This window comes from Duganella sacchari (genome assembly GCF_900143065.1).
GTDB lineage: Bacteria > Pseudomonadota > Gammaproteobacteria > Burkholderiales > Burkholderiaceae_D > Rugamonas > Rugamonas sacchari.
Genome location: NZ_FRCX01000005.1, coordinates 417,390 through 444,082, shown reverse-complemented (window position 1 = coordinate 444,082; position 26,693 = coordinate 417,390). Strand labels below are relative to the sequence as shown.

Annotated in this window: 22 protein-coding genes and 1 other RNA gene; 19 read left to right on the top strand and 4 right to left on the bottom strand. The window is 61.1% G+C overall.

Annotated features, from left to right (window positions below; genetic code table 11):
- Window positions 1-6: 6 nt before the first annotated feature.
- A complete protein-coding gene (ftsY, locus tag BUA36_RS13540) occupies window positions 7-1,038 on the bottom strand; it encodes a signal recognition particle-docking protein FtsY (RefSeq protein WP_072785276.1) in 1,032 nt (343 codons plus the stop codon).
- A 109-nt stretch (window positions 1,039-1,147) separates the two neighbouring features.
- A complete protein-coding gene (locus BUA36_RS13535) occupies window positions 1,148-2,092 on the bottom strand; it encodes a MerR family transcriptional regulator (protein ID WP_072785274.1) in 945 nt (314 codons plus the stop codon).
- Between the two features lie 1,083 nt (window positions 2,093-3,175).
- Here BUA36_RS13535 and BUA36_RS13530 point away from each other — a divergent pair.
- Entirely contained in the window at window positions 3,176-4,249 is a 1,074-nt protein-coding gene (locus tag BUA36_RS13530; RefSeq protein WP_072785272.1) for a porin, read from the top strand.
- 79 nt (window positions 4,250-4,328) lie between these two features.
- Window positions 4,329-4,865, top strand: a complete 537-nt coding sequence (locus tag BUA36_RS13525; protein ID WP_072785500.1) for a hypothetical protein — start codon at window positions 4,329-4,331, stop codon at window positions 4,863-4,865.
- A 14-nt stretch (window positions 4,866-4,879) separates the two neighbouring features.
- Here BUA36_RS13525 and BUA36_RS13520 read toward each other — a convergent pair whose 3' ends face one another.
- The gene (locus tag BUA36_RS13520; protein ID WP_072785270.1) at window positions 4,880-6,583 is read right to left on the bottom strand and encodes a thiamine pyrophosphate-binding protein; all 1,704 of its coding nucleotides are present in this window, start codon (window positions 6,581-6,583) and stop codon (window positions 4,880-4,882) included.
- Between the two features lie 118 nt (window positions 6,584-6,701).
- Here BUA36_RS13520 and rnpB point away from each other — a divergent pair.
- From rnpB to BUA36_RS13495, 5 genes are all read left to right on the top strand, one after another.
- Window positions 6,702-7,057: RNase P RNA component class A (gene rnpB, locus BUA36_RS13515), an RNA gene on the top strand.
- A gap of 59 nt (window positions 7,058-7,116) precedes the next feature.
- Window positions 7,117-8,601, top strand: a complete 1,485-nt coding sequence (gene glpK / locus BUA36_RS13510; protein ID WP_072785268.1) for a glycerol kinase GlpK — start codon at window positions 7,117-7,119, stop codon at window positions 8,599-8,601.
- Window positions 8,601-9,047, top strand: a complete 447-nt coding sequence (locus BUA36_RS13505; protein WP_072785266.1) for a DUF4262 domain-containing protein — start codon at window positions 8,601-8,603, stop codon at window positions 9,045-9,047. The genes glpK and BUA36_RS13505 overlap by 1 nt, the downstream gene beginning before the upstream one ends.
- A gap of 47 nt (window positions 9,048-9,094) precedes the next feature.
- Complete coding sequence (locus BUA36_RS13500) at window positions 9,095-9,850, top strand: AraC family transcriptional regulator (RefSeq protein ID WP_072785263.1); 756 nt, start codon at window positions 9,095-9,097, stop codon at window positions 9,848-9,850.
- A gap of 182 nt (window positions 9,851-10,032) precedes the next feature.
- Window positions 10,033-12,279 (top strand): M9 family metallopeptidase, encoded by a 2,247-nt coding sequence (locus BUA36_RS13495; protein ID WP_072785261.1) that lies wholly within the window; start codon window positions 10,033-10,035, stop codon window positions 12,277-12,279.
- On the opposite strand, the gene BUA36_RS30295 is transcribed toward BUA36_RS13495, so the two are convergent.
- A complete protein-coding gene (locus tag BUA36_RS30295; RefSeq protein ID WP_139260545.1) occupies window positions 12,276-12,545 on the bottom strand; it encodes a hypothetical protein in 270 nt (89 codons plus the stop codon). The genes BUA36_RS13495 and BUA36_RS30295 overlap by 4 nt on opposite strands.
- Before the next feature lie 333 nt (window positions 12,546-12,878).
- On the opposite strand from BUA36_RS30295, the gene mraZ reads away from it, so the two are divergent.
- From mraZ to BUA36_RS13435, 12 genes are read left to right on the top strand one after another with little or no spacing between them, the layout of a single operon-like run.
- A complete protein-coding gene (gene mraZ, locus BUA36_RS13490) occupies window positions 12,879-13,307 on the top strand; it encodes a division/cell wall cluster transcriptional repressor MraZ (protein ID WP_072785259.1) in 429 nt (142 codons plus the stop codon).
- Window positions 13,308-13,319: 12 nt separating this feature from the next.
- Window positions 13,320-14,282 (top strand): 16S rRNA (cytosine(1402)-N(4))-methyltransferase RsmH, encoded by a 963-nt coding sequence (gene rsmH, locus BUA36_RS13485; RefSeq protein ID WP_072785257.1) that lies wholly within the window; start codon window positions 13,320-13,322, stop codon window positions 14,280-14,282.
- Window positions 14,279-14,554 carry a cell division protein FtsL gene (ftsL, locus tag BUA36_RS13480; RefSeq protein WP_072785254.1) on the top strand — a complete coding sequence of 92 codons (276 nt, stop codon included), beginning with the start codon at window positions 14,279-14,281 and terminating at the stop codon, window positions 14,552-14,554. Before rsmH ends, ftsL begins: the two co-directional genes overlap by 4 nt.
- Window positions 14,551-16,326 (top strand): peptidoglycan D,D-transpeptidase FtsI family protein, encoded by a 1,776-nt coding sequence (locus tag BUA36_RS13475; RefSeq protein WP_072785252.1) that lies wholly within the window; start codon window positions 14,551-14,553, stop codon window positions 16,324-16,326. The genes ftsL and BUA36_RS13475 overlap by 4 nt, the downstream gene beginning before the upstream one ends.
- Window positions 16,323-17,891: a UDP-N-acetylmuramoyl-L-alanyl-D-glutamate--2,6-diaminopimelate ligase gene (locus tag BUA36_RS13470; RefSeq protein WP_072785250.1), complete on the top strand. Its 1,569-nt coding sequence runs from the start codon at window positions 16,323-16,325 to the stop codon at window positions 17,889-17,891. The genes BUA36_RS13475 and BUA36_RS13470 overlap by 4 nt, the downstream gene beginning before the upstream one ends.
- The gene (locus BUA36_RS13465) at window positions 17,891-19,288 is read left to right on the top strand and encodes a UDP-N-acetylmuramoyl-tripeptide--D-alanyl-D-alanine ligase (protein ID WP_072785248.1); all 1,398 of its coding nucleotides are present in this window, start codon (window positions 17,891-17,893) and stop codon (window positions 19,286-19,288) included. The genes BUA36_RS13470 and BUA36_RS13465 overlap by 1 nt, the downstream gene beginning before the upstream one ends.
- A gap of 2 nt (window positions 19,289-19,290) precedes the next feature.
- Entirely contained in the window at window positions 19,291-20,460 is a 1,170-nt protein-coding gene (gene mraY / locus BUA36_RS13460; protein ID WP_072785246.1) for a phospho-N-acetylmuramoyl-pentapeptide-transferase, read from the top strand.
- Window positions 20,460-22,043 carry a UDP-N-acetylmuramoyl-L-alanine--D-glutamate ligase gene (gene murD / locus BUA36_RS13455; RefSeq protein ID WP_072785244.1) on the top strand — a complete coding sequence of 528 codons (1,584 nt, stop codon included), beginning with the start codon at window positions 20,460-20,462 and terminating at the stop codon, window positions 22,041-22,043. Before mraY ends, murD begins: the two co-directional genes overlap by 1 nt.
- Window positions 22,044-23,264 (top strand): putative lipid II flippase FtsW, encoded by a 1,221-nt coding sequence (gene ftsW, locus BUA36_RS13450; RefSeq protein ID WP_072785242.1) that lies wholly within the window; start codon window positions 22,044-22,046, stop codon window positions 23,262-23,264.
- Window positions 23,261-24,340, top strand: a complete 1,080-nt coding sequence (gene murG, locus BUA36_RS13445; protein ID WP_072785240.1) for an undecaprenyldiphospho-muramoylpentapeptide beta-N-acetylglucosaminyltransferase — start codon at window positions 23,261-23,263, stop codon at window positions 24,338-24,340. The genes ftsW and murG overlap by 4 nt, the downstream gene beginning before the upstream one ends.
- Window positions 24,337-25,728, top strand: coding sequence for a UDP-N-acetylmuramate--L-alanine ligase (gene murC / locus BUA36_RS13440; protein ID WP_072785238.1), 1,392 nt, complete (start codon window positions 24,337-24,339; stop codon window positions 25,726-25,728). The genes murG and murC overlap by 4 nt, the downstream gene beginning before the upstream one ends.
- 3 nt (window positions 25,729-25,731) lie before the next feature.
- Window positions 25,732-26,691, top strand: a complete 960-nt coding sequence (locus BUA36_RS13435; protein WP_072785236.1) for a D-alanine--D-alanine ligase — start codon at window positions 25,732-25,734, stop codon at window positions 26,689-26,691.
- The last annotated feature ends 2 nt before the right edge of the window (window positions 26,692-26,693 follow it).

Below are 26,693 nucleotides of genomic sequence, written 5' to 3'. Positions count from 1 at the left end.
GTCTGATTATCCAAGCAGTGCTTCTACAAATTCGGCAGCCACAAACGGCTGCAGGTCTTCAATCTTCTCGCCCACGCCGATGAAATACACCGGCACTGGACGCACACGCGCAATCGCTGCCAGGATGCCGCCCTTGGCAGTGCCGTCCAGCTTGGTAATCACCAGGCCGGTCAGCTTGAGGGCGTCGTCAAAGGCTTTGACTTGCGCCAGCGCATTTTGCCCGGTATTGCCGTCGATCACCAGCAGAGTTTCGTGCGGTGCGCCGTCCATGCCTTTGCCAATCACGCGCTGGACCTTTTTGAGTTCTTCCATCAGGTGCAGCTGGGTCGGCAGGCGGCCGGCGGTATCGATCATGACCACGTCCACGCCCTTGGCTTTGCCGGACTGCACGGCGTCAAACGACACCGCCGCCGGGTCGCCCGACGCTTGCGAGATCACGGTGATGTTGTTGCGCTGGCCCCAGACCATGAGCTGCTCGCGCGCGGCGGCGCGGAAGGTATCGCCGGCTGCCAGCAGCACCGACTGGCCGTGCGTCTGCATATGCTTGGCCAGCTTGCCGATGGTGGTGGTCTTGCCAGCGCCGTTGACGCCGGAAATCATCATCACGGTGGGCGTGTGGCGGCCCAGCTCGAAGGGATGTTGCAGCGGGGTCAGCAGTTCGATCAGCAGCTGTTTGAGCGCGGCCTTGACGGCGGCGGCATCCAGCAGCTTGTTTTCCTTGACCTTGCGTTTGAGCGCATCGAGCAGGTATTCGGTGGCGTCGACGCCAGCGTCGGACATCAGCAGCGCGGCTTCCAGTTCATCGTACAGGTCGTCGTCGATCTTGGCGCCGACAAACAGGATGGACAGGTTGTTGGAGGTTTTGGACAGGCCAGCCTTCAGGCGCGCCATCCACGACTGTTTTTTCTCGGCCGGTTCTTCGATCGGCAGCAGGTCAGGGACTTGGATGGCGGCAGGCGCCTCGGCTGGGGTAGGGGCGACGACAGGCGCCGCAGGCGCTTCGGGAGCGACAGGTTTTTTCTTGAAGAAGCTGAACATGGATATGTAGTTGGGGTGCTGGCCAGCACGAAGTTTGCCTATTTTACCAGAGCGCCACCGCGCACCCCTAACCAAAGGGGGCTGACCCCATGCGGGGTCAGCCCCCGGGCTATGCGGTGTGCGGGGTACTGCGTGCACGCCATTCAGCGATCGCACCGGCCAGATGGGCCAGCTCGAACACGCGCACATACGGCGGCCGCCGGCGTTTCAACGCAGCATTGCTGCCACCGGCCCACAGCTCGGCGCAGCCATTCAGGCGTTGATGCAGTTCCGCCAGACCATCCAGCGCCTGGCGCGGATTCATGGCTACAGAGAACGACAGCGCAATGATATCGACGCGCTGCACACGCGCCGCTTCCACGATATCCAGCAGCGGCGTTTGCACGCCCAGCGAAATACAGTGGGCGCCTTCCGCCACGCACATGGCTTCGGCCATCAGCAGGCCCAGGCCATGCCGCTCCTGCGGCAGCGTGGTCAGCAGGATGCGTGGCGCACTGATATGGTTGCCATTGGCCTGCGGCATGGCAAAGATCGCGCTGCGCATCACCACGGTCAGTGATTCGGTATATAAATGTTCCTCAAACGTGGCCAGCTGGCCGCTGGCCCAGGCTTCGCCGATCAGCGTGGTCAGCGGCGCCACCAGCTCGATCACAAAACTCTTCAGCCCCATCATGAGCAACGCCTGCGACAGCTTGCGGCGCAGCGCTTCCATTTGATGGCTCTTGCATAAATCCAGATAGGTCTGCAGCTCTGGCGCGGGCGTGGCCGGGCCGTTGCCCAGGCCGGTAGCCTTGCCAGTCAGCGCCTGCAATTCCGCTGCACTGTATTGAATCACCTTGCCGGGACGGAAGCCGAGGTCGATGAGGCGTTTGACCAGCCGCAGCTTGTGCACCTGTTCAATCGGATAGACCCGTTCGCCATGGGGATCGCGCAGCGGTTGCGGAAAATCGTAACGCCGTTCCCATACGCGCAAGGTTTCCTTGGCCACGCCGGTGTCGCGTTCGACGTCGCTGATCGTGCTCGGAACAGATTGTGATGGAACTGTATTCGTCATCAGGCTTTAGCGGCTGCGATTTTTGGGGCAGCTGCGTGGGTTGGCACAGGGACCGGGTGCACACACATCTGAAGCCCTTGCCGCCTCAGTGCGACCTGCATTTTACATTCGTTTTTCGCCAGCAAGCACCGTGGCTGTATTGACGTTTTCGCTCATTTCAGCGGGCGCCGGGAAGCTTGTCCACGACACACAGTTGGCATACGGAACTATTTAACCGAATATCGTTTTTGCCCCGCCTTTGTCCATGACAAAAATGTTTGAGAAAGTTGAAAAATAATGAAGGCAGTTGTTGTAGACAGCAGAATTTCTGGCAAGACCGATGTCAGCCTTGTAACTTTCGGTGGCGAACGCCGTAAACAGCGGTGCGGGAGCGATTAATCTGGATGAAGTGAATCAATTTCATGCACCAAACCAGTGCGATTGTGCAAAAAAATGCACTATTTTGTCTCCTAAACACAACAGGTAGCAATTTCTTACAAATCAGTAACGGGATGCAAGTGAGCGCTGTTTTTGCAGAATTTACTACACTAATAAAGCTGTAATACTAGGGGCAAAGTTGGTTTCGGGGCCATTTTGCGCCGAAAAGCCACCTGAACAAAGTCTGGAGGCGTTAGCTTATTACCATTCGGTAGAGGCAAGGGATTCCAGGGTTCAGTATAAAATAACGTCAGAAATAGCAATGTAGCTATTTTTACTTGGTCCGTCGAAGAAGTGGTACACCCACCGTGTTCATCGTGCGGAAAGACTGGCCTGTTTCGCTTGATCGGCAGGAAATATTGCGATGCGGTAAAATACCGCTGCTTTTGAAAAAAACAAGAGTGCAGACTGTTCAGTATGAATGGTTTTACACTTGTTGAAGTTTCTCAGCATCAGTATAGTGCCGCCTCCAGCGCTCCGGGAGAGCGCTGCGATAAAGCCGGCGTAGATTTATCGGCCGCAATACAGTGAACGCATCCCACCGGGATGCACAGTGGCAGCTGGGGAGTTTGCCCTCACGCACAAAACGGCACAAAGCCGAGAAGCACCGAACACGCCGTACTACTGGCTCAATTTTTACAGCAACACAACTGAAGGAAACACGTAATGAAAAAATCCCTTATCGCTATCGCCGTACTGGCAGCTACCAGCTCCGCTGCGTTCGCTCAATCGAACGTCACCATCTACGGTATCCTGGATGCCGGTATCGTCAGCGAGCGCGGCGGCGCAGTTGGCAACACCACCAAAGTAACCAGCGGTGCCGCTTCGGCTTCCCGTCTGGGCTTCAAAGGCACCGAAGATCTGGGCGGCGGTCTGAGCGCAGTCTTCAAGCTGGAAGCTGGCGTGAAGATCGACGACGGTACCCTGGACAACACCGCGAACCGTCTGTTCAACCGCGAAGCTTACGTTGGTCTGTCGTCGAAAACCGCTGGTACCCTGACCCTGGGCCGTCAGTACACTCCGTACTACGAAACCCTGCGTGACGTAGGTGACCCGTTCGCAATGGGCTACGCTGGTACCGCTAAAAACCTGTTCCCGGTTGCTAGCTACATGACCCGCAACGACAACGCTGTTGTCTACAAAACGCCTAACCTGAGCGGCTTCACCGGCGCTGTTTCGTACAGCCTGGGCGAACAAGCTGGCGACGCTTCGGCACAACGTCAGATCGGTGGCTCGCTGGGTTACAACAACGGTCCTCTGAACGTTGCCGTTGCTTACAACAGCAAAAACAACGACACCACCACCCTGAAAACCGCTGGTGTTGGCCACAACGCTCTGATCGCTGCTAACTACGACTTCCAAGTTGTTAAAGTCTACGGCGCTTACTCGAAAGACAAAGGTCTGGGTTCGGCTCCTCTGAACAGCACCACCAACGCTTTCGGCTACACCTTCGCTCCGTCGACCGACAGCAGCGACGCTCTGATCGGTCTGACCGCTCCAGTTGGCGCGGCTGGCACCGTGATGGCTTCGTTCATCCGCAAAAACGACAAAGAAGTTGCTAACCGTGATGCTGACCAATGGGCAATCGGCTACAGCTACGCTCTGTCGAAACGCACCAGCACCTACGTTGCTTACGCTAAAATCAAAAACAAAAACGGCGCAGGCTACACCGTTGGTAACAACACCGAAGCTGGTTCGGGCGACAAAGCCTTCAACCTGGGTCTGAAGCACTCCTTCTAATCTGATTATTCAGGTTTAGATGCAACAACGGCTGCCCAGTGCAGCCGTTGTTCTTTTCTGAAAGCGTTTTATGACGAAGATGACACGACGTACTTTGCTGGCCGGTGCGATCCTGCTGGCTTCCTGCGCCGTGCTGGCTGCGCCTAAATCCAAAGCCAAGCCTGGCGCGTTGCCGCGTTACGGCATGCTGGTGTTTTCCGATCTGTGCGTCCATCCCGACAGCGGCGAATTTGGCGGCCAGCGCATCACGCTGCAGCGCTTTGCCGAAGTCGATACGATTTTGTACGAATACACCGCCGGCGGCTTGAGCTGGCCGGTAGTGGCCAGCGACGTGACGATTGATCCGCGCGGCCAGCAGTTTTATTTCACGGTGCAGCCGCCTGATGAGGAAGAGCGCACCATCAACGCCAAAGTGGTCGATAACGGCAAGGCCGTGGTGCTGGACGGCGGCTATTGCGGCGATGAATCCGTGCCGATGCGCTTGCCGCTGGTGACGGACTTCGGCCGCAAGACCGGCACCTGCCGCGCCTGCCCTGCGCCAAAAATCAAGCAGGAAAAAGAAGAGGAAGAAAAGCCGGTGCTGGACCCCGGCTCCACGCGCACCGCCGGTTTATAAGCCGGCGGCCTGGCTTACTTCGCCGCCTTGGCGGCTTGCGCCGTCTTGCGGATGGTTTCCAGCGTCGCGCCCGGCGTGATCAGGTTGCCGTCGTAGCGCAGCTCAATCACCGCTGGCAAATGCTTATCGCGCGTGAAGGCCAGCGCGCGTTCCAGTGCGGGCGCAAATTCCTCGGTCCTGGTCACCACTTCACCAGCGCCGCCATATGCCACCGACAGCGCGGCAAAGTCCGGGTTGTGCAGCGTGGTGCCGGACACGCGGCCCGGATAGTCGCGCTCCTGGTGCATGCGGATGGTGCCGAACATGCCGTTGTTGAACACGATGATGACGACGCCGGCCTGATATTGCACCGCCGTGGCCAGCTCCTGGCCATTCATCATGTACTCGCCGTCGCCAGCAAAGGTAACCACCGTGCGTTCCGGCGCGATGATTTTTGCCGCCACGCCGGCCGGCACGCTGTAGCCCATGGCGCCGCTGGTTGGCGCCAGCTGCGTGCGCATGCCGCCATAGCTGTGGAAGCGGTGTGCCCACGTGGCGTAGTTGCCGGCGCCGTTGGTGATGATGACATCGTGCGGCGTCAGCTTGTCGATCTGCTGCACTACCTGCCACAGGTCCAGCGGCGCCTTGCCGTCCTTGAAGATGGCCGGCTGCTGCTGCCATGCGTGCAGATCGGCCTTGGCCTCGGCGACGCTGGTCTGCCACGCGCTGGCGTTTACCGGTTCCATTGCCGCCAGCATCGCGGCGACTTGCGGCATGCCGCTATTGATCATCAACTCGGCCTGATAGACGCTGCCCAGTTCCTCGGTATCCGCATGCACGTGGATCAGGCGCTGCGCCGGTACTGGGGACGCCAGCAGCGAGTAGCCGCTGGTGGTCATCTCGCCCAGGCGTGGGCCGATCGCCAGGATCACATCCGCCTCGCGCACGCGCGCCGCCAGCTTGGGATTGATGCCGATGCCGACGTCGCCGATGTAGTTGGGATGCTCATTGTCCAGCAGGTCCTGGAAGCGGAAGGCGCACGATACCGGCAGGTCATTGGCTTCGGCAAAGCGCTGGATGTCGGCGCAGGCCTGTTCATTCCAGCCGCCACCGCCCAGCAGCACCAGTGGCTTCTTGGCTTCGGCCAGCATCGAGCGCACGGTGGCGATCTGCGCGGTGGAAGGCGAGGCTTGCACGGTCTGGTAGCTGCGCGTGTCGGCGACGGCGGCCAGGGTGGTCAGCATATCTTCCGGCAGGGCCAGTACTACCGGGCCAGGGCGGCCGCTGGTAGCGATCTGGAAGGCGCGTGCGATGTATTCCGGCATGCGGTCGGCGCGGTCGATCTGCGCTACCCACTTGGCCATCTGGCCGTACATGCGGCGGTAGTCGATTTCCTGGAAGGCTTCACGGTCCATGAAGTCGCTGCCCACCTGGCCGATGAACAGAATCATCGGGGTCGAATCCTGGAACGCCGTGTGCACACCGATCGACGCATTAGTCGCGCCCGGGCCGCGGGTGACGAAGCAGATGCCCGGCTTGCCCGTCATTTTGCCGTAGGCGTCGGCCATGAACGCGGCGCCGCCTTCCTGGCGGTTGATGATGAAGCGGATGTCGGAATCGTGCAGGGCGTCGAGTACGTCCAGATAGCTTTCGCCGGGTACGCCGAAAGCGGTGTCCACGCCGTGGATCTTCAGGGCGTCGACCAGGATCTGGCCGCCGGTGCGGGATGGTTGCGTCATTATTGTGAGCCTCGTGGGTGAATTATCAGAGCATTCTAAGGCGGAGTGCGAAGGGCGGCTTTTGGAATGGCGACACCAAATTTCAGATTTGGAGGCCCGGACTGGTACAATACCGCCTGAAGCAAGCCAGACAGCCGCTGGTCAGTGCGTAAGGCCTGACGGGAGGAAGGTCCGGACTCCATAGAGCGGGGTGACGGTTAACGGCCGTCCGCCGAAAGCCTATCCCAGCGCACTTGTGCGCTGGAGGCGGTATAAGGCGAGGAATAGGGCCACAGAGACGAGCGTATTAAGTTACGGTGAAACGCGGTAACCTCCACCTGGTGCAATTCCAAATAGGCACGCGATGATGTTGCTCGCGGAGCGTGCGGGTAGGAAGCTTGAGCGCTGGAGTAATCCAGCGCCTAGAGGAATGGCTGTCATAGCGCAGGTTCGCCTGTGCCGTAACAAAATCCGGCCTATCGGCTTGCTTCATCTAACAACGTATTCGCGGCGGACGCGGACCCAGGCGCACGCCGCGCTGGGGACTACTGCCGATGAAGAAATACATATTGGCCCTGGATCAGGGCACTACAAGTTCGCGCGCCATCCTGTTCGACCATCAGGGTCAGATCTGTGGCAGCGCGGCGCAAGAATTCCCGCAGCATTTCCCGCAATCCGGCTGGGTCGAGCATGACCCCAACGACATCTGGCAAAGCCAGCTCGCCGTCGCCCGCAAGGTCCTGCACGACAATCACATCGACGCGCACCAGGTGCTGGCCATCGGCGTCACCAACCAGCGCGAGACCACGCTGATCTGGGACCGCAAGACGGGCGAGCCGCTGGCGCCAGCCATCGTCTGGCAGGACCGTCGTACGGCCGACTTGTGCGATGACTTGCGCGCCGCCGGCAAGGCAAAAAAAATCAGCGACATCTCCGGGCTGGAACTGGATGCCTACTTCTCCGCCTCCAAACTGAAATGGCTGCTGGACCATGTGCCCGGCGCGCGCGCGAAGGCGAAGCATGGCGGTCTGGCGTTCGGCACAGTCGACAGCTGGCTGGTGTACAAACTCACCGGCCAGCATGTGACAGACGTCAGCAACGCTTCACGCACCATGCTGTTCAACATCCACCTGATGCGCTGGGACTACGACCTGCTGCACCTGTTCGATATTCCGGAGTCGGTGCTGCCGCAGATCGTCTCGTCCAGCGAGGAAGTGGGCAATACGCATCCGGGCCTGTTTGGTGCGGCGATTCCCGTGGCCGGCATCGCTGGCGACCAGCAGGCCGCTACGTTCGGCCAGGCTTGCCATAAACCGGGCATGGTCAAGAACACCTATGGCACGGGATGTTTCATGCTGATGCATCTTGGCCGTCATCCGGTGGCCTCGCACAACCGCCTGCTGACCACCGTCGGCTGGCGCGTGGATGGCGAGACCGACTATCTGCTCGAAGGCAGCGTGTTCATGGGCGGCGCCACCGTGCAGTGGCTGCGCGATGGCTTGGGCATCATCCGTTCGTCGGCGGAAGTAGAGGAGCTGGCGGCCAGCGTGCCGGATAGCGGCGGCGTGTTCATGGTGCCGGCCTTTGTCGGACTCGGCGCCCCGCATTGGGATGCCTACGCGCGCGGCTCGCTGTTTGGCCTGAGCCGCGGCAGCACGCGTGCCCACATCGCCCGCGCTGCGCTGGAAGCCATCGCCTACCAGAGCGCGGAGCTCATGACGGCGATGCAGAAGGATGCATCGATCCCGCTGACCGAAGTGCGCGCCGACGGTGGCGCCGCCCGCAATGATCTGCTGATGCAGTTCCAGGCCGACCTGCTGGGCGTTCCCGTGGTCCGTCCGCTGGTGACCGAGACCACTGCGCTGGGCGCCGCCTACCTGGCCGGCCTGGCTGTCGGTTTCTGGGACACGCAGGAAGAAATCGCCGCGCAATGGCGCTGCGGCCGCCGCTTCGAACCAGCCATGGGCGCCGATCAGCGCGCCGACCTGTTATCTACCTGGGCGCGTGCAGTTGAGCGCTCCAAATCCTGGACCGACTGATGGATCAAAGCGGACAAAGGGCGTTGGCCAATATCGCAACGTATGGCCTGCATATTCTGAATGTGATGGAGGAGGACGAGCTGCCGCCGTTTTCCTATTCGATCGGTATCGAAAAATCATTGGGCCTGCCCGAGCTGATTGTGGTGGGACTGGGTGCCGACGTTGCGCAGCCGGTCATCAATGAGTGCTATCGTCAGATGAAGCAGGGTGCCGCCATCGCGCCAGGCGCGCGCGTGGCTGATTTGCTGGGTGGCGATTTCGAGTGCGTGATCGGCGAAGTCGACCCGCGCCACTATGAGGAATACATGGGATGGGCGCTGTGGCTGCACAAAGGGCCACACTTCCGCGCCTGGCAGATCATCTTCCCCAGCACCGCTGGCGTCTTCCCATGGGAGCCGCAAGCCAGCGACGGATTCCGTAGCTGGCAGCCATTGCTGAACGCCTGAGCTAAAGGTAAGATTGCCCATCTTGCTAAAAGAGCATGGGGGCAGGGATGCAGAATGTCGAACTGGCGGCCATCGAAATCCTGTTTGATGAGCTGAGCGACGTCGCGTTTTTCGTCAAGGATCGTGCGGGGCGCTATCTGGCGGCCAACCGCACACTGGTGCGGCGCTGCGGCCTGCGCACGAAGCAGGAGATCGTCGGCAAAACCGTGATGGAGGTGCACCCGCGCCACCTTGCGCAGACCTATATGGCGCAGGACCGCGAGGTCATTGAAGCCGGCAGCACGATCAAGAAGCATCTTGAACTGCACCTTTATCCCAACCGCTGTCACGGCTGGTGCCTGACCCACAAGACGCCGCTGCGCGATGCGGCAGGCGTCATCGTTGGCCTGGTCGGCACCTCGCATGACCTGGGGCTGGCCGACGCGCAGCATCCCGAGTACCGCAAGATCGCCAGCATTGCCCAGCATATCCGCGACCATTACCGTGAATCCCTGTCTCTTAACGATCTGGCGCAGGACGCGGGCATGCCGCTGGCGCGCGTGGAGCGCCTGTTCCAGCGCGTGTTCCATTACAGCCCACGCCAGCTGCTGCTGCAATCGCGCCTGAGCGGTGCGCTGGCGATGATCGAGTCGGACCAGTACCGCAGCATCGCCGATATCGCCAATGAGTGCGGCTACACGGACCACAGCGCCTTCAGCCGCCAGTTCAAGTCTTTCACCGGCATGACGCCGGTGCAGTATCGCGCCTCCCATCATGCAAGGCCGGAGACCTCGGTCGCCGCGCTGTGGGAACTGCGGCCCTGAATGTCGTTTTTTCGTGCGGTGGCTGTGCTGATTGCGCGAGCTCCTGCCTCTAAATCTACCGAACCGCCAGTCTCCGCAGGGCCGCTGGCCCGTTCGGCAAGCTTATCAAGATAGTATTTTTCCTGCCGCTCGCCGGCAAATAAAAACACAAATAACACCCCTATCTTGAAGGAGAGGCAGACATGTCTTTGTCGAGAAATACCCTGTACTTTACCGCTTTGCTGGCCACCAGCCTGTCGCTCGGCGCCCGAGCCGACCAGAGCGCCGATCCCGCCGCGGACCAGCAAGGACGCCTGAAACAGGCGCCCATGCCGCACCAGCGTCAAAGCTTGCCACCGACGGCGGAACAGTCGCAGTTCAAGCTGCCGGCCACCACCAAGCCGCGCTACGACCTGCTGCCCAAGGAGCAGCGCAGCCGGCTGAAAGCACAACTGGCCACGCCTGAATGCAAGGACATGAACAAGCTGGCGTCCTACAGCGGCGCGGCGCTGGCCGATTATCTGGTCAACCTGCCGGATTATGAATGTACGTATGGCCTGTTCTCGCTGAGCGCAGCCCAGGGCGCCACCGTGTACTCGGCCAGCAACTGGAGCGCCATCGCCAGCCGCTTCACGCAGGAAGCGGGCAACTACAACGCCACCAATCTGGCGCTGGTGAACCTGGCGCTGTATCTGCGCGCCGGCTACTACCTGTCCAGCGGCGGCACCATTCCGGAGCCTGCGCAGACGCTCAAGATGTCGCTGCGCGCACCGATCAAGCAGCTGGCGGATGGCACCCAGCTGTATGCGCCCAACGCCACCGGCTATACCACGGCGGGAGAGGTGATCCGGCTGATCACCAATATGCATGACGAGCCTTACTACCTGTCCAGCGTGAAAGCGCTGGTGCAGCGCTACACCAATCGTCCGGACGCACCCAACGCCGTGAATGGCTTGCGTGACGCCAGCGCCAGTGGCGGCTTCACCTCGGCGCTGACGGTGATCTTCTACGCCCACTATCGTCCGGAGGGCACGCCGTTGCTGCAGAACGACCTGTCCTACGCGACGGCGCTGAACAACTTCGTCACCGCCAACAAGGCGGCGCTGCTGGGCGGCGACTATGGCTACCAGCTGACCGATGCGACCAATGAGGCATTCCGCTTCATGCAGTATCCGGCGCTGAAATACAGCATCAAGCCGATGGTCAAGAATATGCTGGCCACCAGCACCATGACCGGCGCCGACAGCGGCTTATGGCTGGCCGCCGCCAGTGCCGTCAAATACTACGACAACGCCAGCTGTGCGGAATACGGCACCTGCGACTACACCAGCAAGCTGGCCGACGCGGTGCTCAAGTACTCCAAGTCGTGCAGTCCGACGCTGCATGTGCGCGCGCAGGAGATGACGCCCGCCCAGCTGCAGGAAATCTGCGACAAGCTGGCGCGCGAAGAGAACTATGTGCACGACATGCTGCAGACCAAGCGCACGCCGGTCGCCAATGACGGCAATACCTCGCTGGAGCTGGTGGTGTTCGACGACTATGCCAACTACAGCAAGTACGCGTCTGTCATCTACGATATCAGCACCGACAATGGCGGCATGTATCTGGAAGGCGAGCCTGACGTGCCTGGCAACCAGGCCCGCTTCATCGCGCATGAAGCGTCGTGGCTGCGTCCCGTCTTCCAGGTCTGGAACCTCGAGCACGAATATGTCCATTACCTGGACGGCCGCTTCGACATGGAAGGCGACTTTGCCGCCGCCACCGCCAAGCCCACCGTCTGGTGGATCGAGGGTATTGCCGAGTACCTGTCGCTGAAAAACGATAACCAGGCCGCCATCGACATGGCCAAAACCGGCACCTATCGCCTGAGCGACATCTTCGGCAACACCTACGGCATGGCTGACTATGTGAACCGCGCCTATCGCTGGGGTTACATGGCCACGCGCTTCATGATGGAGAAGCACCGCGCCGATGTGGACGTGGTGCTGGGCGACTTCCGCGTTGGCGACTACGATCGCTATCAGAACTTCATGGGCCTGATCGGCACCCGTTACGACGCCGAGTTTTCCGACTGGGTCGCCAGCGCCACCACGGCCGGCGAGCCGCCGATGCCGAATCCTGCGCTGCCGGCGTGCTCCTCCACCTCCTACCTGGGCAAGAACTGCGGCATCGGCAACCTGGCGTCGTCGGGCCAGGCATACGCCTACCTGATGCTGCCTGCCGGCGCGAAAAATGTGCGGGTGTTCACCAAGGGCGGCACTGGCGACGTCGACCTGTACGTGGCGCTGGACCGCTACCCGACCATCGCCTCGCATGACCTGGCATCGGCCACCGCCGGCAACGCGGAAGCGGTGAACCTCACCACGCCGGTCAGCGGCCGCTGGTACTACATCCTGCTTCAGGCCCGCCAGCCCTTCAGCGGCGTGACGCTGTACGCGACGTACGATTAAGGTGGTCCGGCAGCGCGTATAATGGCGCTGAAGCAGTCGTGGTGCAGTGCAAAATTTGTATATACAACTTGCGCTGCACCCGTTGCTGAGAAGTAAATTTTGTCCTGGCTTGCCGCTGTTTTGTGAAGGTTCTGCATTCCGCCTGAGCGCGCTGTTGGCGCGCCGTCCGGCATTTCCCCTCTCCAATACCCGCGTTTTTCATCCTCATTTCCCTGTTGCTCATTTGATACCGCAATGTTGGCTGTTTGCAACTTTATGCTTTTCATTCAATTTTTTTATATAAGCATTTTCACGTTCAAACACATGGGTACAGATGAAGTAGCACCTTCACAACCTTACATAAGTACTTAATTTATTAGGTAATTTTATTTCTAGCTGGCTTCAAGGAATCGCGCTAAGTCCTTAATTTCATTACTAAAATCCGTGTTTCGATTGGCTGAAAGCGCTTGACCACTGTTATTGCTTCCTCTAAAGTGGGCATCTGTGTGAAAAAGTGTCTTTTTGTGGGAAATTTTGCCTGACTTAGCGGACAGGGGAGATGAAAAGCAAATCGCCATCATTTCATGCTCCGCTAACCAACTGAGGTAAAAGGTAATCACGTGTTTCAAGGCGCGTCCGCAATCAATCTCGATGCCAAAGGCAGGATGTCCATTCCTGCCAAGCACCGTGACGCGCTCTCGATCCAGTGCGAAGGCCGCCTCACCCTGACGCGCCACCCCGACGGCTGCGTCATGCTGTTCCCCCGTCCTGTGTGGGAACAACACCGTCAACAAATCTCCAGCTGGCCCATGCAAGCACGCGCCTGGCAGCGCATTTTCCTCGGTTACGCGACCGATGTGGAAATGGACACCGCCGGCCGCATCCTCATCTCGCCTGAACTCCGCGCCGCTGTCGGCCTGGACAAAGAGGTCATGATGATGGGCATGGGCTCCCACTTCGAGATCTGGGACGCCGCCAAAATGGCGGAAAAAGAAGCGCTGGCCATGGAAGCCGGCACTCCCGATGTACTCGCTAATTTCTCTTTCTAAGGCCCCGCCATCATGACCACGACAACGGTGCCTGAATTCCAGCATCGCACGGTGCTGTTAGACGAAGCGGTGGATGCGCTGGCGCTGGATGGCGCGCGCGCCAACGGCGTGTTCGTCGACGGCACGTTCGGCCGTGGCGGCCACTCGCGTCTGATCCTTTCCAGGCTGGGTCCTAAGGCCCGCTTAATCGCTTTCGATAAAGATCCGCAGGCCATCGCCACTGCAGAACAAATCAATGACCCGCGTTTAACGATTGTCCACGACAGCTTTGCCACCATGCGTGAAGCGCTGGCCGAACGCGGCGTGAACCAGGTCGACGGCATCCTGCTCGATCTGGGCATCTCGTCGCCGCAGGTGGACGATGCCGCGCGAGGCTTCAGTTTCCGTAACGACGGCCCGCTCGACATGCGTATGGATACCACACGCGGCATGTCGGCGGCGGAGTGGCTCGCCACTGAAAACGAACAGACACTGGAAAAGGTGATAAAGGAATATGGGGAAGAACGGTTTGCTTTTCAGATTGCAAAGGCGATTGTTGCTCGCAGGGCAGTCGAGCCAATTTCAACCACACGACAGCTTGCCGGCATCGTGGCAGGCGCGGTCAAGACTCGGGAAAAGGGCAAGGATCCGGCAACCCGCACCTTTCAGGCTATCCGGATTTTCGTCAATAAAGAGCTTGAAGACCTCGAAGTCGGTTTGAACCACGCTTACGACAGCCTGGCTCCCGGCGCCATCATCGCGATCATCAGCTTCCACTCGCTGGAAGACCGCATGGTGAAGCGCTTCTTCGCGTCCAAGGCCAACGTTGAACAGCCGGACCGCCGCTTGCCGATCCGCGCGGTAGACCTGCCGCAGCCGGAACTCAAGCTGCTGTCGAAAATGAAGCCGTCCGAGCGCGAGATCGACGAAAATCCGCGCGCCCGTTCGGCGGTGATGCGCGTCGCCCGCCGTCTGCCGGTTCCGGAGGGCGCGTGAGCAATAAGGTCAACCTGGTCCTGACGATACTGCTGGTCGCTTGCGGCCTGTCGCTGGTTAACGCGCAGTATCAGGCCCGCCATCTGTTCATTGAACTGGAACGCGCGCAATCGCAGGCACGCCAGCTGGATATCGAATGGGCGCAGCTGCAGCTGGATCAGTCGACGCTGGGCAAGCATGCCCGTATCGAGGAAATCGCGCGCCGCGATCTGAACATGACGCCGCTGACCGCAGCGCGCACGCAGTACCTGACGCCAGAGGCCACCAAATGAGCCGCGGCAGCAATCTGAACACCTCCCGTGTGGCCGCCTCCAAAGGTGTGGCCTTCTCCAAGAGCCCAGTGCTGGCAGTGCGTCTGCCAACCTGGCGTTCGCGCGTGGTGCTGTTTGTATTGTTTGCCGCCTTTGCCGCACTGGCCGGCCGCGCATTGTGGCTGCAAGGCCTGTCGACCCAGTTCTTGCAGAAGCAGGGCGAAATCCGTTACGCACGTACGCTGGAACTGCCGGCCACGCGCGGCAAGATCACCGACCGCGATGGTCAGGTGCTGGCGTCGTCCGTGCCGGTCAAAGCTATCTGGGCGATCCCTGACGATGTGCAGGAAGCCCCGCCGGCCAAGCTGAAACAGCTGGCCAAGCTGCTCGAGATGAGCGACGCCGAACTGCAAAAGAAACTGGATTCGGACCGCAGCTTCGTTTACCTGAAACGCCAGGTGGAGCAGGACGTGGCCGAGCAAATCACCAAGCTTGGCATCGAAGGCATCCAGACCCGCAAGGAATACAAGCGTTTCTATCCGCAGGGCGAAGTGACGACCCACGTGGTGGGCTTCACCAACGTGGAAGACCAGGGCCAGGAATCGATGGAACTGGCGCAGCAGAAAACCCTGCAAGGTGTGCCGGGCAGCCGCCGCGTCATCAAGGACCGCCTGGGCCGCATCGTGGAAGATATCGAGTCGGTGCGCGAGCCGCACGATGGCAAAGATCTCACCCTGTCGATCGATAGCAAGATCCAGTACATCGCTTTCACCCAGATCAAGGACGCAGTTGAGAAATTCCGCGCCAAGGCTGGCGCCGCGCTGGTGCTGGACGTCCACACCGGGGAAGTGCTGGCGCTGGCCAACTGGCCTAGTTATAACCCGAATGACCGCTCCAAGCTGACCGGCGAACAGCTGCGTAACCGCGTGATGACCGATACCTTCGAGCCGGGATCTTCGATGAAGCCATTCCCGGTTGCGATGGCGCTGGATGCCAAGAAAATCACGCCGCACACCATGTTCGACACGGGTAACGGCTCGATGGTCATTGGCGACCGCGTGATCCACGACACGCACGCGCACTACATGATCGACGTGCAGACCATCATCCAGAAATCGTCCAATATCGGCACCACCAAGATCGCCTTCGGCATGCCGGCGCAGGACCTGTGGGAGATGTTCACCAAGCTCGGTTTTGGCCAGCAGCCCAAGTGGGGCTTCCCTGGGGCGGTGGCAGGCCGCGTGCGTCCGTACAAATCGTGGCGTCCGATCGAACACGCCAACATGAGTTTCGGCCAGGGTATCTCGGTATCGCTGATCCAGCTGGCACGCGCCTATATGGTGCTGGCGCGTGATGGCGACATTATTCCGCTGTCGTTTCAGAAGGTACATGAAGCGCCGCATGGAACGCAGGTCATCAGTCCTAAAACCGCAGCCGAGATGCGTGAGATGCTGGAAATGGTGACGCTGCCTGGCGGTTCGGCCGTCAAGGCGCAGGTGCCAGGCTACCGCGTCGGCGGCAAGACCGGTACCGCGCAGAAGTTTATCGGCGGCCGCTATTCGCACACCAAATACATTGGCAACTTCGTCGGCATGGCGCCGATGTCGGATCCGCGTTTCATCATCGCTGTCATGATCGACGAGCCGGGTGGCCCGGTGACCTACGGCGGCGACGTGGCAGGTCCCGTGTTTTCGGCACTGGCAGCGCAGGCACTGCGCGCCAAGAACATCGCGCCGGACTCGGACCTGACCCATATCATCATTCCTGAATCTGCAGCACAGGGGAACATGTGACGACTTCTACTTTCGACCCGTTGGCTATTGCAGCCGCAATCCGCAAGCTGGCGCCAACGGCGAACCTGGCTTCGGACTCGCGCCGCATCAAGCTGGGCGATGTGTTCTTTGCTTTTGCCCCCGTCGCCGGTGAAACCGCCGACGGGCGTAACTTTATTGATGGCGCCATCGAGCAGGGCGCCTCGCTGATCGTGCTCGATCCCGCCGGCTTCACCTGGAACGACAAGTGGACCGTGCCTTACCTGACGGTCGAGAACCTGAAGAAGAATGCCGGTGACATTGCCCATGCTTTCTATGCGCAGCCGGATGCCGCCATGTTCACCGTCGCCGTCACCGGCACCAACGGCAAGACTTCCAGCGCTGTCTGGCTGGGCCAGGCCCTGTCGCGTGCTGGCGAACCAGCCGCCGTCATTGGCACGCTGGGCGTAGGCGTGTTCCGTCCACGCGGCGAAGTGGAATACGACGTCACCGGCTACACCACGCCGGATGCAGTGCTGCTGGCGCGTTCGCTGGCGGACCTGCGCGAGAAGGGCGCGGCGTCGCTGGCGATTGAAGCGTCGTCCATCGGCCTGGAACAAGGCCGCCTGTCCGGCATGCACTTCGACGTGGCGCTGTTCACCAACCTGACCCGCGACCACCTGGATTATCACGGCACGATGGAAGCCTACGAGGCGGCCAAGCTCAAACTGTTCGATTGGCCAGGCCTGAAAACGGCGGTCGTCAATCTGGACGATCCAGCCGGTGTACGCATCATCGACCACCTGAAAGCCAAGCCTGCGCCGCTGGCAGGCGAGTTCCCGCTGATCGGCTACACGCTGCACGACAGCACCGCGCGTCCCGACATCGAAGGCGTGACGATGCTGCGCGCCAGCCAGCTGCGCGCCGGCCGCAGTGGCGGTACCGAATTCCATCTTGAGTGCCCGCTGGGCATTGCGCAAGTGCGTACGCACCTGGTCGGCGCCTTCAACATCAGCAATGCGCTGGGCGTAATGGCTGCGGTGCTGGCAAAAGGCCTGGGCCTGCGCGCCGCGATCGAAGCAGTCGAAGCGCTGGAGCCGGCGCCTGGCCGCATGCAGCAAGTCGGCGGCCACGATGCGCCGTTGATCGTGATCGACTACGCCCATACGCCGGACGCACTGGAAAAAACCCTGGCCGCGCTGCGCCCTGTGGCGAATGACCGCGGCGGCCAGCTGTGGTGCGTGTTCGGCTGCGGCGGCGACCGCGATCCCGGCAAGCGTCCGCAGATGGGCAAGCTCTCGCAAGCAGCGGACCACGTGCTGGTCACCAGCGACAATCCGCGCAGCGAAGATCCGCACTCGATCATCGAGCAGATTTTGGCTGGCATGGACCAGAACAATCCGGCATCGACGGTGCAGGCGCTGGATGACCGCGCTGCCGCCATCCTGTCGGCGATCAAGCACGCCGCCAAGCCAGACGTGATCCTGCTGGCTGGCAAGGGCCACGAGCCGTATCAGGAAATCAAAGGCAAGAAACTGCCATTCTCCGACGCTGACCACGCCCAGCTGGCGTTGTCGGCACGTTTAACCATGATGAGGACGAATTAATGCGTGCAGCAGTTGCACAAATTCTGCCTTCTCTGACCGGCGCACGTCTCGTGAACGCCGGCGCGCAGTTGCTCGACCTGGTATTCAGCGGCGTCTCGACCGACAGCCGTAGCGTAACTGCAGGTGCTTTGTTCGTCGCCTTGCGCGGCGAAGTGTTTGATGCCCACAACTTCCTGAACGAAGTGGCAGGCAAGGGCGTGGCCGCTGTTGTTGTAGAAGAAGTGCCGGAGGGCTGCACCCTGCCGGCCATCGTTGTACCGGATACGCTGGTGGCCCTGGGCCAGATCGCCAACTACTGGCGCAAGCAGTTCACGATGCCGGTCATCGGCGTCACGGGCAGCAATGGCAAGACCACGGTCAAGGAGATGATTTCCGCGATCCTGTCGGCAGCCTATGGCGACGAAGGCCGTCTGGCGACGCGTGGCAATCTGAATAATGAAATTGGTGTGCCGCTCACGCTGTTCCGCATGGACGCTGGGCAGCAAGCCGCTGTGATCGAAATGGGCATGAACCATCCGGGTGAAATCGGCCGTCTGGCGTTGATCGCTGGCGCCAATATCGCCATGGTCAACAACGCCCAGCGCGAGCACCAGGAGTTCATGCACACCGTGGAAGCTGTGGCGCGCGAGAACGGCTCGGTGCTGTCCGCGCTGCCGACCGATGGCGTGGCCGTCTTCCCGTATGGCGACGAGTTCACGCCGGTCTGGGAAGAGCTGTCCGCCGGCCGCCGCCTGCTGCGCTTTGGTACGACCAAGGATGCTGAAGTGAGCTGCACCTTCCGCGCCAATGATTTTGGCAGCGAAGTGTTCATCACGATCTGCGAAAGCGAAGCGGATCCGCAGCAGTTCTTCGTGCGCCTGCAAGCCGCAGGTGAACACAACGTACGCAACGCGCTGGCCGCAGTGGCATGCACCTACGCTGCTGGCGTATCGCTGGAAAAAATCAAGCTGGGACTGGATACGTTTGCACCGGTCAGCGGCCGTTTGCAGAAGAAGGCAGCGTTCAACGGCGCCGTCGTGATCGACGACACCTATAACGCAAATCCGGATTCTGTACGTGCTGCCATCGACGTGCTGGCCAAGGCTGCCGCACCGCGCGTGCTGGTGCTGGGCGACATGGGCGAAGTCGGCACGCAGGGCCGTGAGTTCCACGAAGAGATTGGCGCGTATGCGCAGGATAAAGGCATCGATGCGGTGCTGGTAACAGGCGAACTGGCCGCGCACATCAAAGGCGCCAACATTCGTCATTTTGAAAACTTTGGCGATCTGCTGTCTGCGGTTGACGCAGCGGTGTCGCCTGATGCAACTGTATTAATCAAGGGCTCCCGTTTCATGAAGATGGAGCGGGTCGTGCAGCATTTGATTGGGTCGCAACAAGCTAACAAGGAAAGTCACTAATCATGCTGCTCTGGCTCGCACAATTCTTCCAGCAGGACGTCGGATTGCTCCGCGTCTTCAACTTCATTACCTTCCGCGCGGTGTTTGCCACCGCGACGGCGCTGTTCATTGGCCTGGCGGCCGGTCCGTTCGTGATCCGCAAGCTGACCGCCATGAAATATGGTCAGGCTGTGCGTACCGATGGTCCGCAGACCCACCTGAAAAAACATGGCACGCCAACCATGGGCGGTGTGCTGATTCTGCTGTCGATCGCGATTTCCACGCTGCTGTGGTGTGACCTGTCGAACCGCCTGATCTGGCCAGTGCTGATCGTCACGCTGGGCTTTGGCGCGGTAGGCTGGGTGGATGACTACCGCAAGGTGGTGTACCAGGACCCTGAAGGCATGCGTTCGCGCGAAAAGTATTTCTGGCAGTCGCTGGTCGGCATCGCTGCGGCGCTGTATCTGGCGTTCTCGGTATCCGCGCCGGGCACTTCGCAGGTGTTTGAGCTGTTCTTCGCCTGGGTGCGCTCCGGCTTCTCGATGGATCTGCCGCCCAAGGCCGACCTGATTGTGCCGTTCTTCAAGACCATCAGCTATCCGCTGGGCGTGTGGGGTTTCATCGCGCTGACATATTGCGTCATCGTTGGCTCGTCGAATGCGGTTAACTTTACTGATGGTCTGGATGGCCTGGCGATCATGCCGACGATTATGGTCGGTTCGGCACTGGGCCTGTTTGCCTACCTGACTGGTAGTTCGACGTATTCAAAGTATCTGTTCCTGCCGCATATTCCAGGCGCGGGCGAGTTGATTATCTTCTGCGGTGCGCTGGCTGGTGCCGGTCTGGCGTTCCTGTGGTTTAACACCCATCCTGCGCAGGTGTTCATGGGCGACGTCGGCGCGCTGGCACTGGGCGGCGCACTGGGGACCATCGCGGTGATCGTGCGTCAGGAAATCGTGTTGTTCATCATGGGCGGCATCTTCGTTGCGGAGACGGTGTCGGTGATGATTCAGGTGACGTGGTTCAAGTACACCAAGAAGCGTTATGGCACTGGTCGCCGCGTGTTCCTGATGGCGCCACTGCACCACCACTTTGAACAAAAAGGCTGGAAAGAGACCCAGGTTGTCGTCCGTTTCTGGATTGTGACGATGATTCTGGTACTGGTTGGACTCTCGACGTTGAAGCTGCGCTGATGATTTACGAAGGCAAAAACGCGCTGGTATTAGGGCTGGGGGAATCCGGCCTGGCGATGGCGCTGTGGCTCGCCCGCAGCGGCGCGCGCGTGCGCGTGGCCGATACGCGTGAGGCTCCTGATCGTCTGCCGGCCTTGCGTGCTGCCGTGCCTGACGTGGAATTCATCGCCGGTGCGTTTGGTGCTTCGCTGCTGGATGGCGTGGACTTTGTGGCCGTCAGCCCTGGCCTGGCGCCGAACCGTGAGTTGGCGGAGATCAATCCGGCCGCCATGGCCGCCGGCATTCCGGTGTGGGGCGAGATTGAGTTGTTCGCGCAGGCGCTGGAATCGCTGAAAGAAGCGCGCGGTTATACGCCGAAGATCATCGCCATCACCGGCACTAACGGCAAGACGACCGTGACCACGCTGGTAGGCCAGTTGTGCGAGCGCGCCGGCAAGACCGTGCGCGTTGCCGGCAATATCAGCCCGGCCGCGCTGGACGTGCTGCGTGAAGTCCTCGACGCCGCCGGCCCGGCCACCGCGCCAACCGATGCCGCGCAACCCGACGACGCCGCGTCCGAAGTCACTGCTGGTGCACCGGCTGCGCTGCCGGATGTCTGGGTACTGGAGCTGTCGAGCTTCCAGTTGCAGACCACCTTCACGCTGGAAGCCGACGCGGCGACCGTGTTGAACGTCACGCAGGACCACCTGGACTGGCACGGCGACATGCCGTCCTACGCCGCCGCCAAGCACCGCATCTTCGCCGCCAACACCGTCCGCGTCCTGAACCGCGAGGACGCAACGACCATGCGGATGGCCAGTGCCACCGGCAATAACGTCACCTTCGGCACCGACGCGCCGACGCTGCGCGACGATCTTGGCCTGAACAACGAGCGTGGCATCCTGTGGCTGGCCACCGCCATCCCGGCCGAAGAAGAGGGCGAGCCGAAGAAACGCAAAAAGAACGATCCACCGCCACCGCCGGTGGAATGCATCGTCAAAAACCTGATGCCTGCGGACGCGCTGCAAATTCGTGGCATCCACAACGCCGCTAATGCACTGGCCGCGCTGGCCCTGTGCCGCGCCATCGACCTGCCGCTGGCGCCACTGCTGCACGGGCTGCGCGAATACCGCGGCCAGCCGCACCGCGTTGAACTGGTCAGCGCCATCAACGATGTCGAATACTACGATGACAGCAAAGGCACTAACGTCGGCGCTACCGTGGCCGCGCTGAATGGCCTGGGCAAAGCCTTCACCGGCGACAACCAGCGCCTGCTGGTCATCATGGGCGGCGATGGCAAGGGCCAGGACTTCACGCCATTGGCCGAACCAACCGGACGCTATGCGCGCGCCGTGCTGCTGATCGGCCGCGACGCCCCGCAGATCCGCGCCGCGCTGGCCAATACCGGCGTCACGCTGGAAGACTGCGGCACCGACCTGCCGCACGCGGTCAAGCGCGCGAGCGAACTGGCGCAGGCCGGCGACGCCGTGCTGCTGTCCCCGGCCTGCGCCAGCATGGACATGTTCAAAAACTACGCGCATCGCGCCCAGGTGTTCATCGACACCGTGCGCGATATCGCGCTCGACGCTGGACAGGAGATCTAAATGGCCTTGCAGCTGCCGTTCCGCTTTGGCGCCAAGTCGGCTGAAACGCCGATGGAAAGCCGCGCGCGGCAGTCGAAGATGATGGAGTACGACCAGCCCCTGGTCTGGGTCACGCTGTTGCTGATGCTGCTTGGGATGGTGATGGTGTACTCGGCGTCGATCTCGCTGCCGGATTCGCCCAAGTTCGCCAACTACGTTCGCTGGCAGAACACCTACTTCCTGCAACGCCAGGCGATGTTCATTGCCGTGTCTCTGCTGGTGGGGCTGTTCGTCTTCCGCGTGCGCGTCGCCGACCTGCAGAAGGCCGCGCCGTACCTGTTTATCGGCACGCTGGTGCTGCTGGTGCTGGTGCTGATTCCGGGCGTCGGCGTCGTCGTGAACGGTGGCCGCCGCTGGTTGTCGCTCAAGGTATTCAACGTGCAGCCATCGGAACTGATGAAAGTCGTGGCCGTGCTGTACGCCGCCGATTACACCGTGCGCAAACAGGAATACATGCACAAGCTGACCAAAGGCTTCATGCCGATGGCGGCCGCAGTTGGTTTCGTCGGTCTGTTGCTGCTGCTGGAGCCGGACCTTGGCGCCTTCGGCGTCATCGTCTGCATCGCCATGGGCATCCTGTTCCTGGGCGGGATCAACGCGATCTGGTTCGGCGGTATTGGCGCCGTGCTGGTGCTGCTCTTCGGCTCCATCATCGCGCTGTCGAAATTCCGCCGCGAGCGTTATTTCGCCTACCTGAATCCGTGGGAAGAGGACAATGCGCTGAACAAGGCTTACCAGCTGACCCACTCGCTGATCGCTTTCGGGCGCGGCGAGATTTTTGGCGTTGGCCTGGGCGGCAGCGTGGAAAAACTGCACTACCTGCCGGAAGCGCATACCGACTTCCTGCTGGCGGTGATCGGTGAAGAACTGGGCCTGGCCGGCGTGCTGGTGGTGATCGCGCTGTTCTACTGGATCATCAAGCGCGCCTTCGACATCGGCCGCCAGGCCATCGCCATTGACCAGACCTTTGCCGGCCTGACGGCCAAAGGCATCGGCATCTGGATCGGTGTGCAGACCTTTATCAATATGGGTGTGAACCTGGGCTTACTGCCAACCAAGGGCTTGACCCTGCCGCTGATGAGCTATGGCGGCACGGGCGTTGTAATTAACTGCATCGGGCTCGCGATCCTGCTCCGGATCGATTACGAGAACCGGGTCCTGATGCGCGGTGGCAGACTATGAAACGATTAATGATTATGGCGGCCGGTACGGGCGGTCATATTTTCCCGGGTCTGGCGATTGCGCAAACCATGCGCGCGCGCGGCTGGGAAGTGAGCTGGCTGGGTACGTCGGCCGGCATGGAACAGGATCTGGTGCCCAAACACGGCATCGCGATGGACAGCATCGACTTCACCGGCATGCGCGGCAAAGGCCTGAAGCATACGGTGTCTGGTGCGTTCAAGATGGTGAAGGCGTTTGCCGACTGCTTCAGCTTTATCGGCCGCCGCAAGCCGGACGTGGTGATGGGAATGGGCGGTTATGTGACTGTGCCTGGCGGCTTCATGGCGCGTCTGCGCCGCACGCCGCTGGTGCTGGTGAATGCCGATGCCGCGCTGCTGCTGTCGAATAAAACGCTGGTGCCGGTCGCAAGCCGCGTGTGCTTCGGTTTCCCGGCCAACTTTGGCAGTGCGGCCAGCAAGGCTATCGTCACCGGCAATCCGGTACGCAAGGAGATTCTGGACCTGCCGTCGCCAGCCCAGCGCTTTGCTGGCCGCGAAGGTCCGTTGCGCATCCTGGTGGTGGGCGGCAGCCTGGGCGCGATAGCGCTGAATGACAGTCTGCCTGCGGCGCTGGCGCTGATCCCTGAAGATCAGCGTCCGCAAGTGACGCACCAGTCGGGCAAGAAGAATATCGATGCGCTGCGTGCGGCGTATCAGCAGGCCGGTGTGACGGCCAACGTGGTCGATTTCATCGACGACATGGCGGCGGCATACAGCACCGCCGACCTGGTGATCTGCCGTGCCGGCGCGATCACGATGTCTGAGCTGACGGCCGCCGGCGTGGCCAGCGTGCTGGTGCCGCTCGTGGCATCGACCACCAGCCACCAGCGCGACAACGCGCAATGGATGGCGAAGCAGAAGGCGGCGATTCATATGCCGCAAACGGAACTGAGCGCGCAATCCGTTGCGACGCTGCTGGAAACGCTGACCCGCGCATCGTGCCTGGCCATGGCCAACGCCGCGCGCGAAGTCGGCAAGCGCGATTCGAATGAAGCCATCGCGCAGGTATTGGAACAATTAGCATTGGATAAGCTGTGAAACATAAAGTACAGAACATACACTTCGTCGGCATCGGCGGCAGCGGTATGAGCGGCATTGCAGAAGTGCTGCTCACGCTGGGCTACACCGTGTCCGGCTCGGACCTGGGCAGCAATATTGTCACCCAGCGCCTGGCCGGCATGGGAGCGATTGTGTATCAGGGCCATGCGGCGGAAAACATCGGCAAGGCCGATGCTGTCGTCACCTCGACCGCTGTACAGCAGGACAATCCTGAAGTGGTCGCAGCGCGCAGCCGTAAAATTCCTATCGTGCCGCGCGCAGTGATGCTGGGCGAGTTGATGCGCCTGAAGCGTGGCATCGCCATCGCCGGCACGCACGGTAAAACCACTACCACCAGCCTGGTGGCGTCGGTGCTGGCACAGGGTGGCCTCGATCCGACCTTCGTCATCGGCGGCCGGCTGACTGCCGCTGGCGCCAACGCCAAGCTGGGTACCGGCGACTATCTGGTTGCCGAAGCGGACGAGTCGGACGCCTCGTTCCTGAATCTGACGCCGATGATCGAAGTCATTACGAACATCGACGCCGATCACATGGAAACCTACGAGCACGATTTCGAAAAACTCAAGCAGGCCTTTGTCCACTTCACGCACCGCCTGCCGTTCTACGGCCGCGCCATGCTGTGTATCGACGACCCGCACGTGCGCGCCATCCTGCCGCAAGTGACCAAGCCTGTGACGACCTACGGTTTTGCAGAAGACGCCGAAGTGCGCGCCGTTAACGCGCGCGCCGTTGGCGTGGAAATGCACTTCACCGTGAAGCAGGAGGGCTACCCGGACCTCGACGTGGTACTGAACCAGCCAGGCCTGCATAACGTGCAGAACGCCTGCTCCGCTGTGGCGATCGCGCGCGAAATCGGCATCGCCGACAGCGCCACGCAAGCCGGTCTGGCCGGCTTCGCAGGCGTCGGCCGCCGCTTCACCAAGTATGGCGACGTAGCGATTCCTGGCGGCGGCGCCTTCACGCTGGTGGACGACTTCGGCCACCATCCGCTGGAAATGGACGTGACCATGGCTGCCGCACGCGCCGCCTATCCGGGCCGCCGTCTGGTGCTGGCTTTCCAGCCGCACCGCTACAGCCGTACCCGCGACCTGTTTGAAGATTTCGTCAAGGTGCTGGGTGCACCGGACGTGCTGGTGCTGGGCGAAGTGTACGCCGCAGGCGAGACGCCCGTGGTGGCCGCCGACGGCCGCTCGCTGGCGCATGCTGTGCGCGCACGCGGCAAGACCGAACCAATTTTTGTTGAGGCCATCGGCGACATGCCGGAGACCATCATGGGCGTGGTACGCGACGGCGATGTCGTGATGACCATGGGCGCAGGCTCGATCAGCGGCGTCCCGGCCAAACTGACTAATTATCCAAAGGTCTGAATCGTGAGCACACTGAATCCACAAGACGCAAAAGCATTCGGTAAGGTCGGCGTGCTGTTTGGCGGCCGCTCGGCAGAGCGCGAAGTATCCAATATGTCCGGCGCGGGTGTGCTGGCTGCGCTGAAAAGCAAAGGCATTGACGCTCACCCCTTCGATCCGGGCCAGCGTTCGCTGGCTGAACTGGCGGCGGAAAAATTCGATCGCGTGTTTATCGCGCTGCACGGCCGCTTTGGCGAAGACGGCAGCCTGCAGGGCGCCCTGGAACTGCTGGGCATTCCCTACACCGGCAGCGGTGTGATGGCCAGTTCGGTGGGCATGGACAAGATCACCACCAAGATCGTGTGGCTGCACCAAGGTTTGCCAACGCCTCGTTACGCCGTGCTGAATGCGCAATCGGATCTGGCGGCCACCGCCGCCGATCTGGGCCTGCCGCTGATCGTCAAGCCGCCGCATGAGGGTTCGACCATCGGTATCACCAAGGTCAGCGAGGCAGCTGGCTTCAAGGCTGCCTACGATATCGCCGCCGCGCTGGATGATTCGGTGATGGCGGAAGAATTTGTTACCGGCCGTGAATTCACGGTGGCGATCCTGGGCGGCGGCGCCACCGCGCGCGCCTTGCCTGTGGTGGAAATCGTGGCGCCGGAAGGCAATTACGACTACCAGAACAAGTACTTCACGGACGACACCAAGTATCACTGCCCAGCCGCGCTGCCGGATGCGCTGGCCGCGGAGATGCAGCGTATCGCCGTGCAGGCTTACCGTGCACTGGGTTGCGAGGGCTGGGGCCGGGTTGACGTGCTGCTGCGCGAAACCGACCAGAAACCGTTCCTGCTGGAGGTGAACACCTCGCCAGGCATGACCAGCCACTCGCTGGTGCCGATGGCGGCGCGCGCGGAAGGCATCAGTTATGAAGACCTGTGCGTGGAAATCCTGCGCACTGCACGTTTGAAAATGAAGGGTTGAGT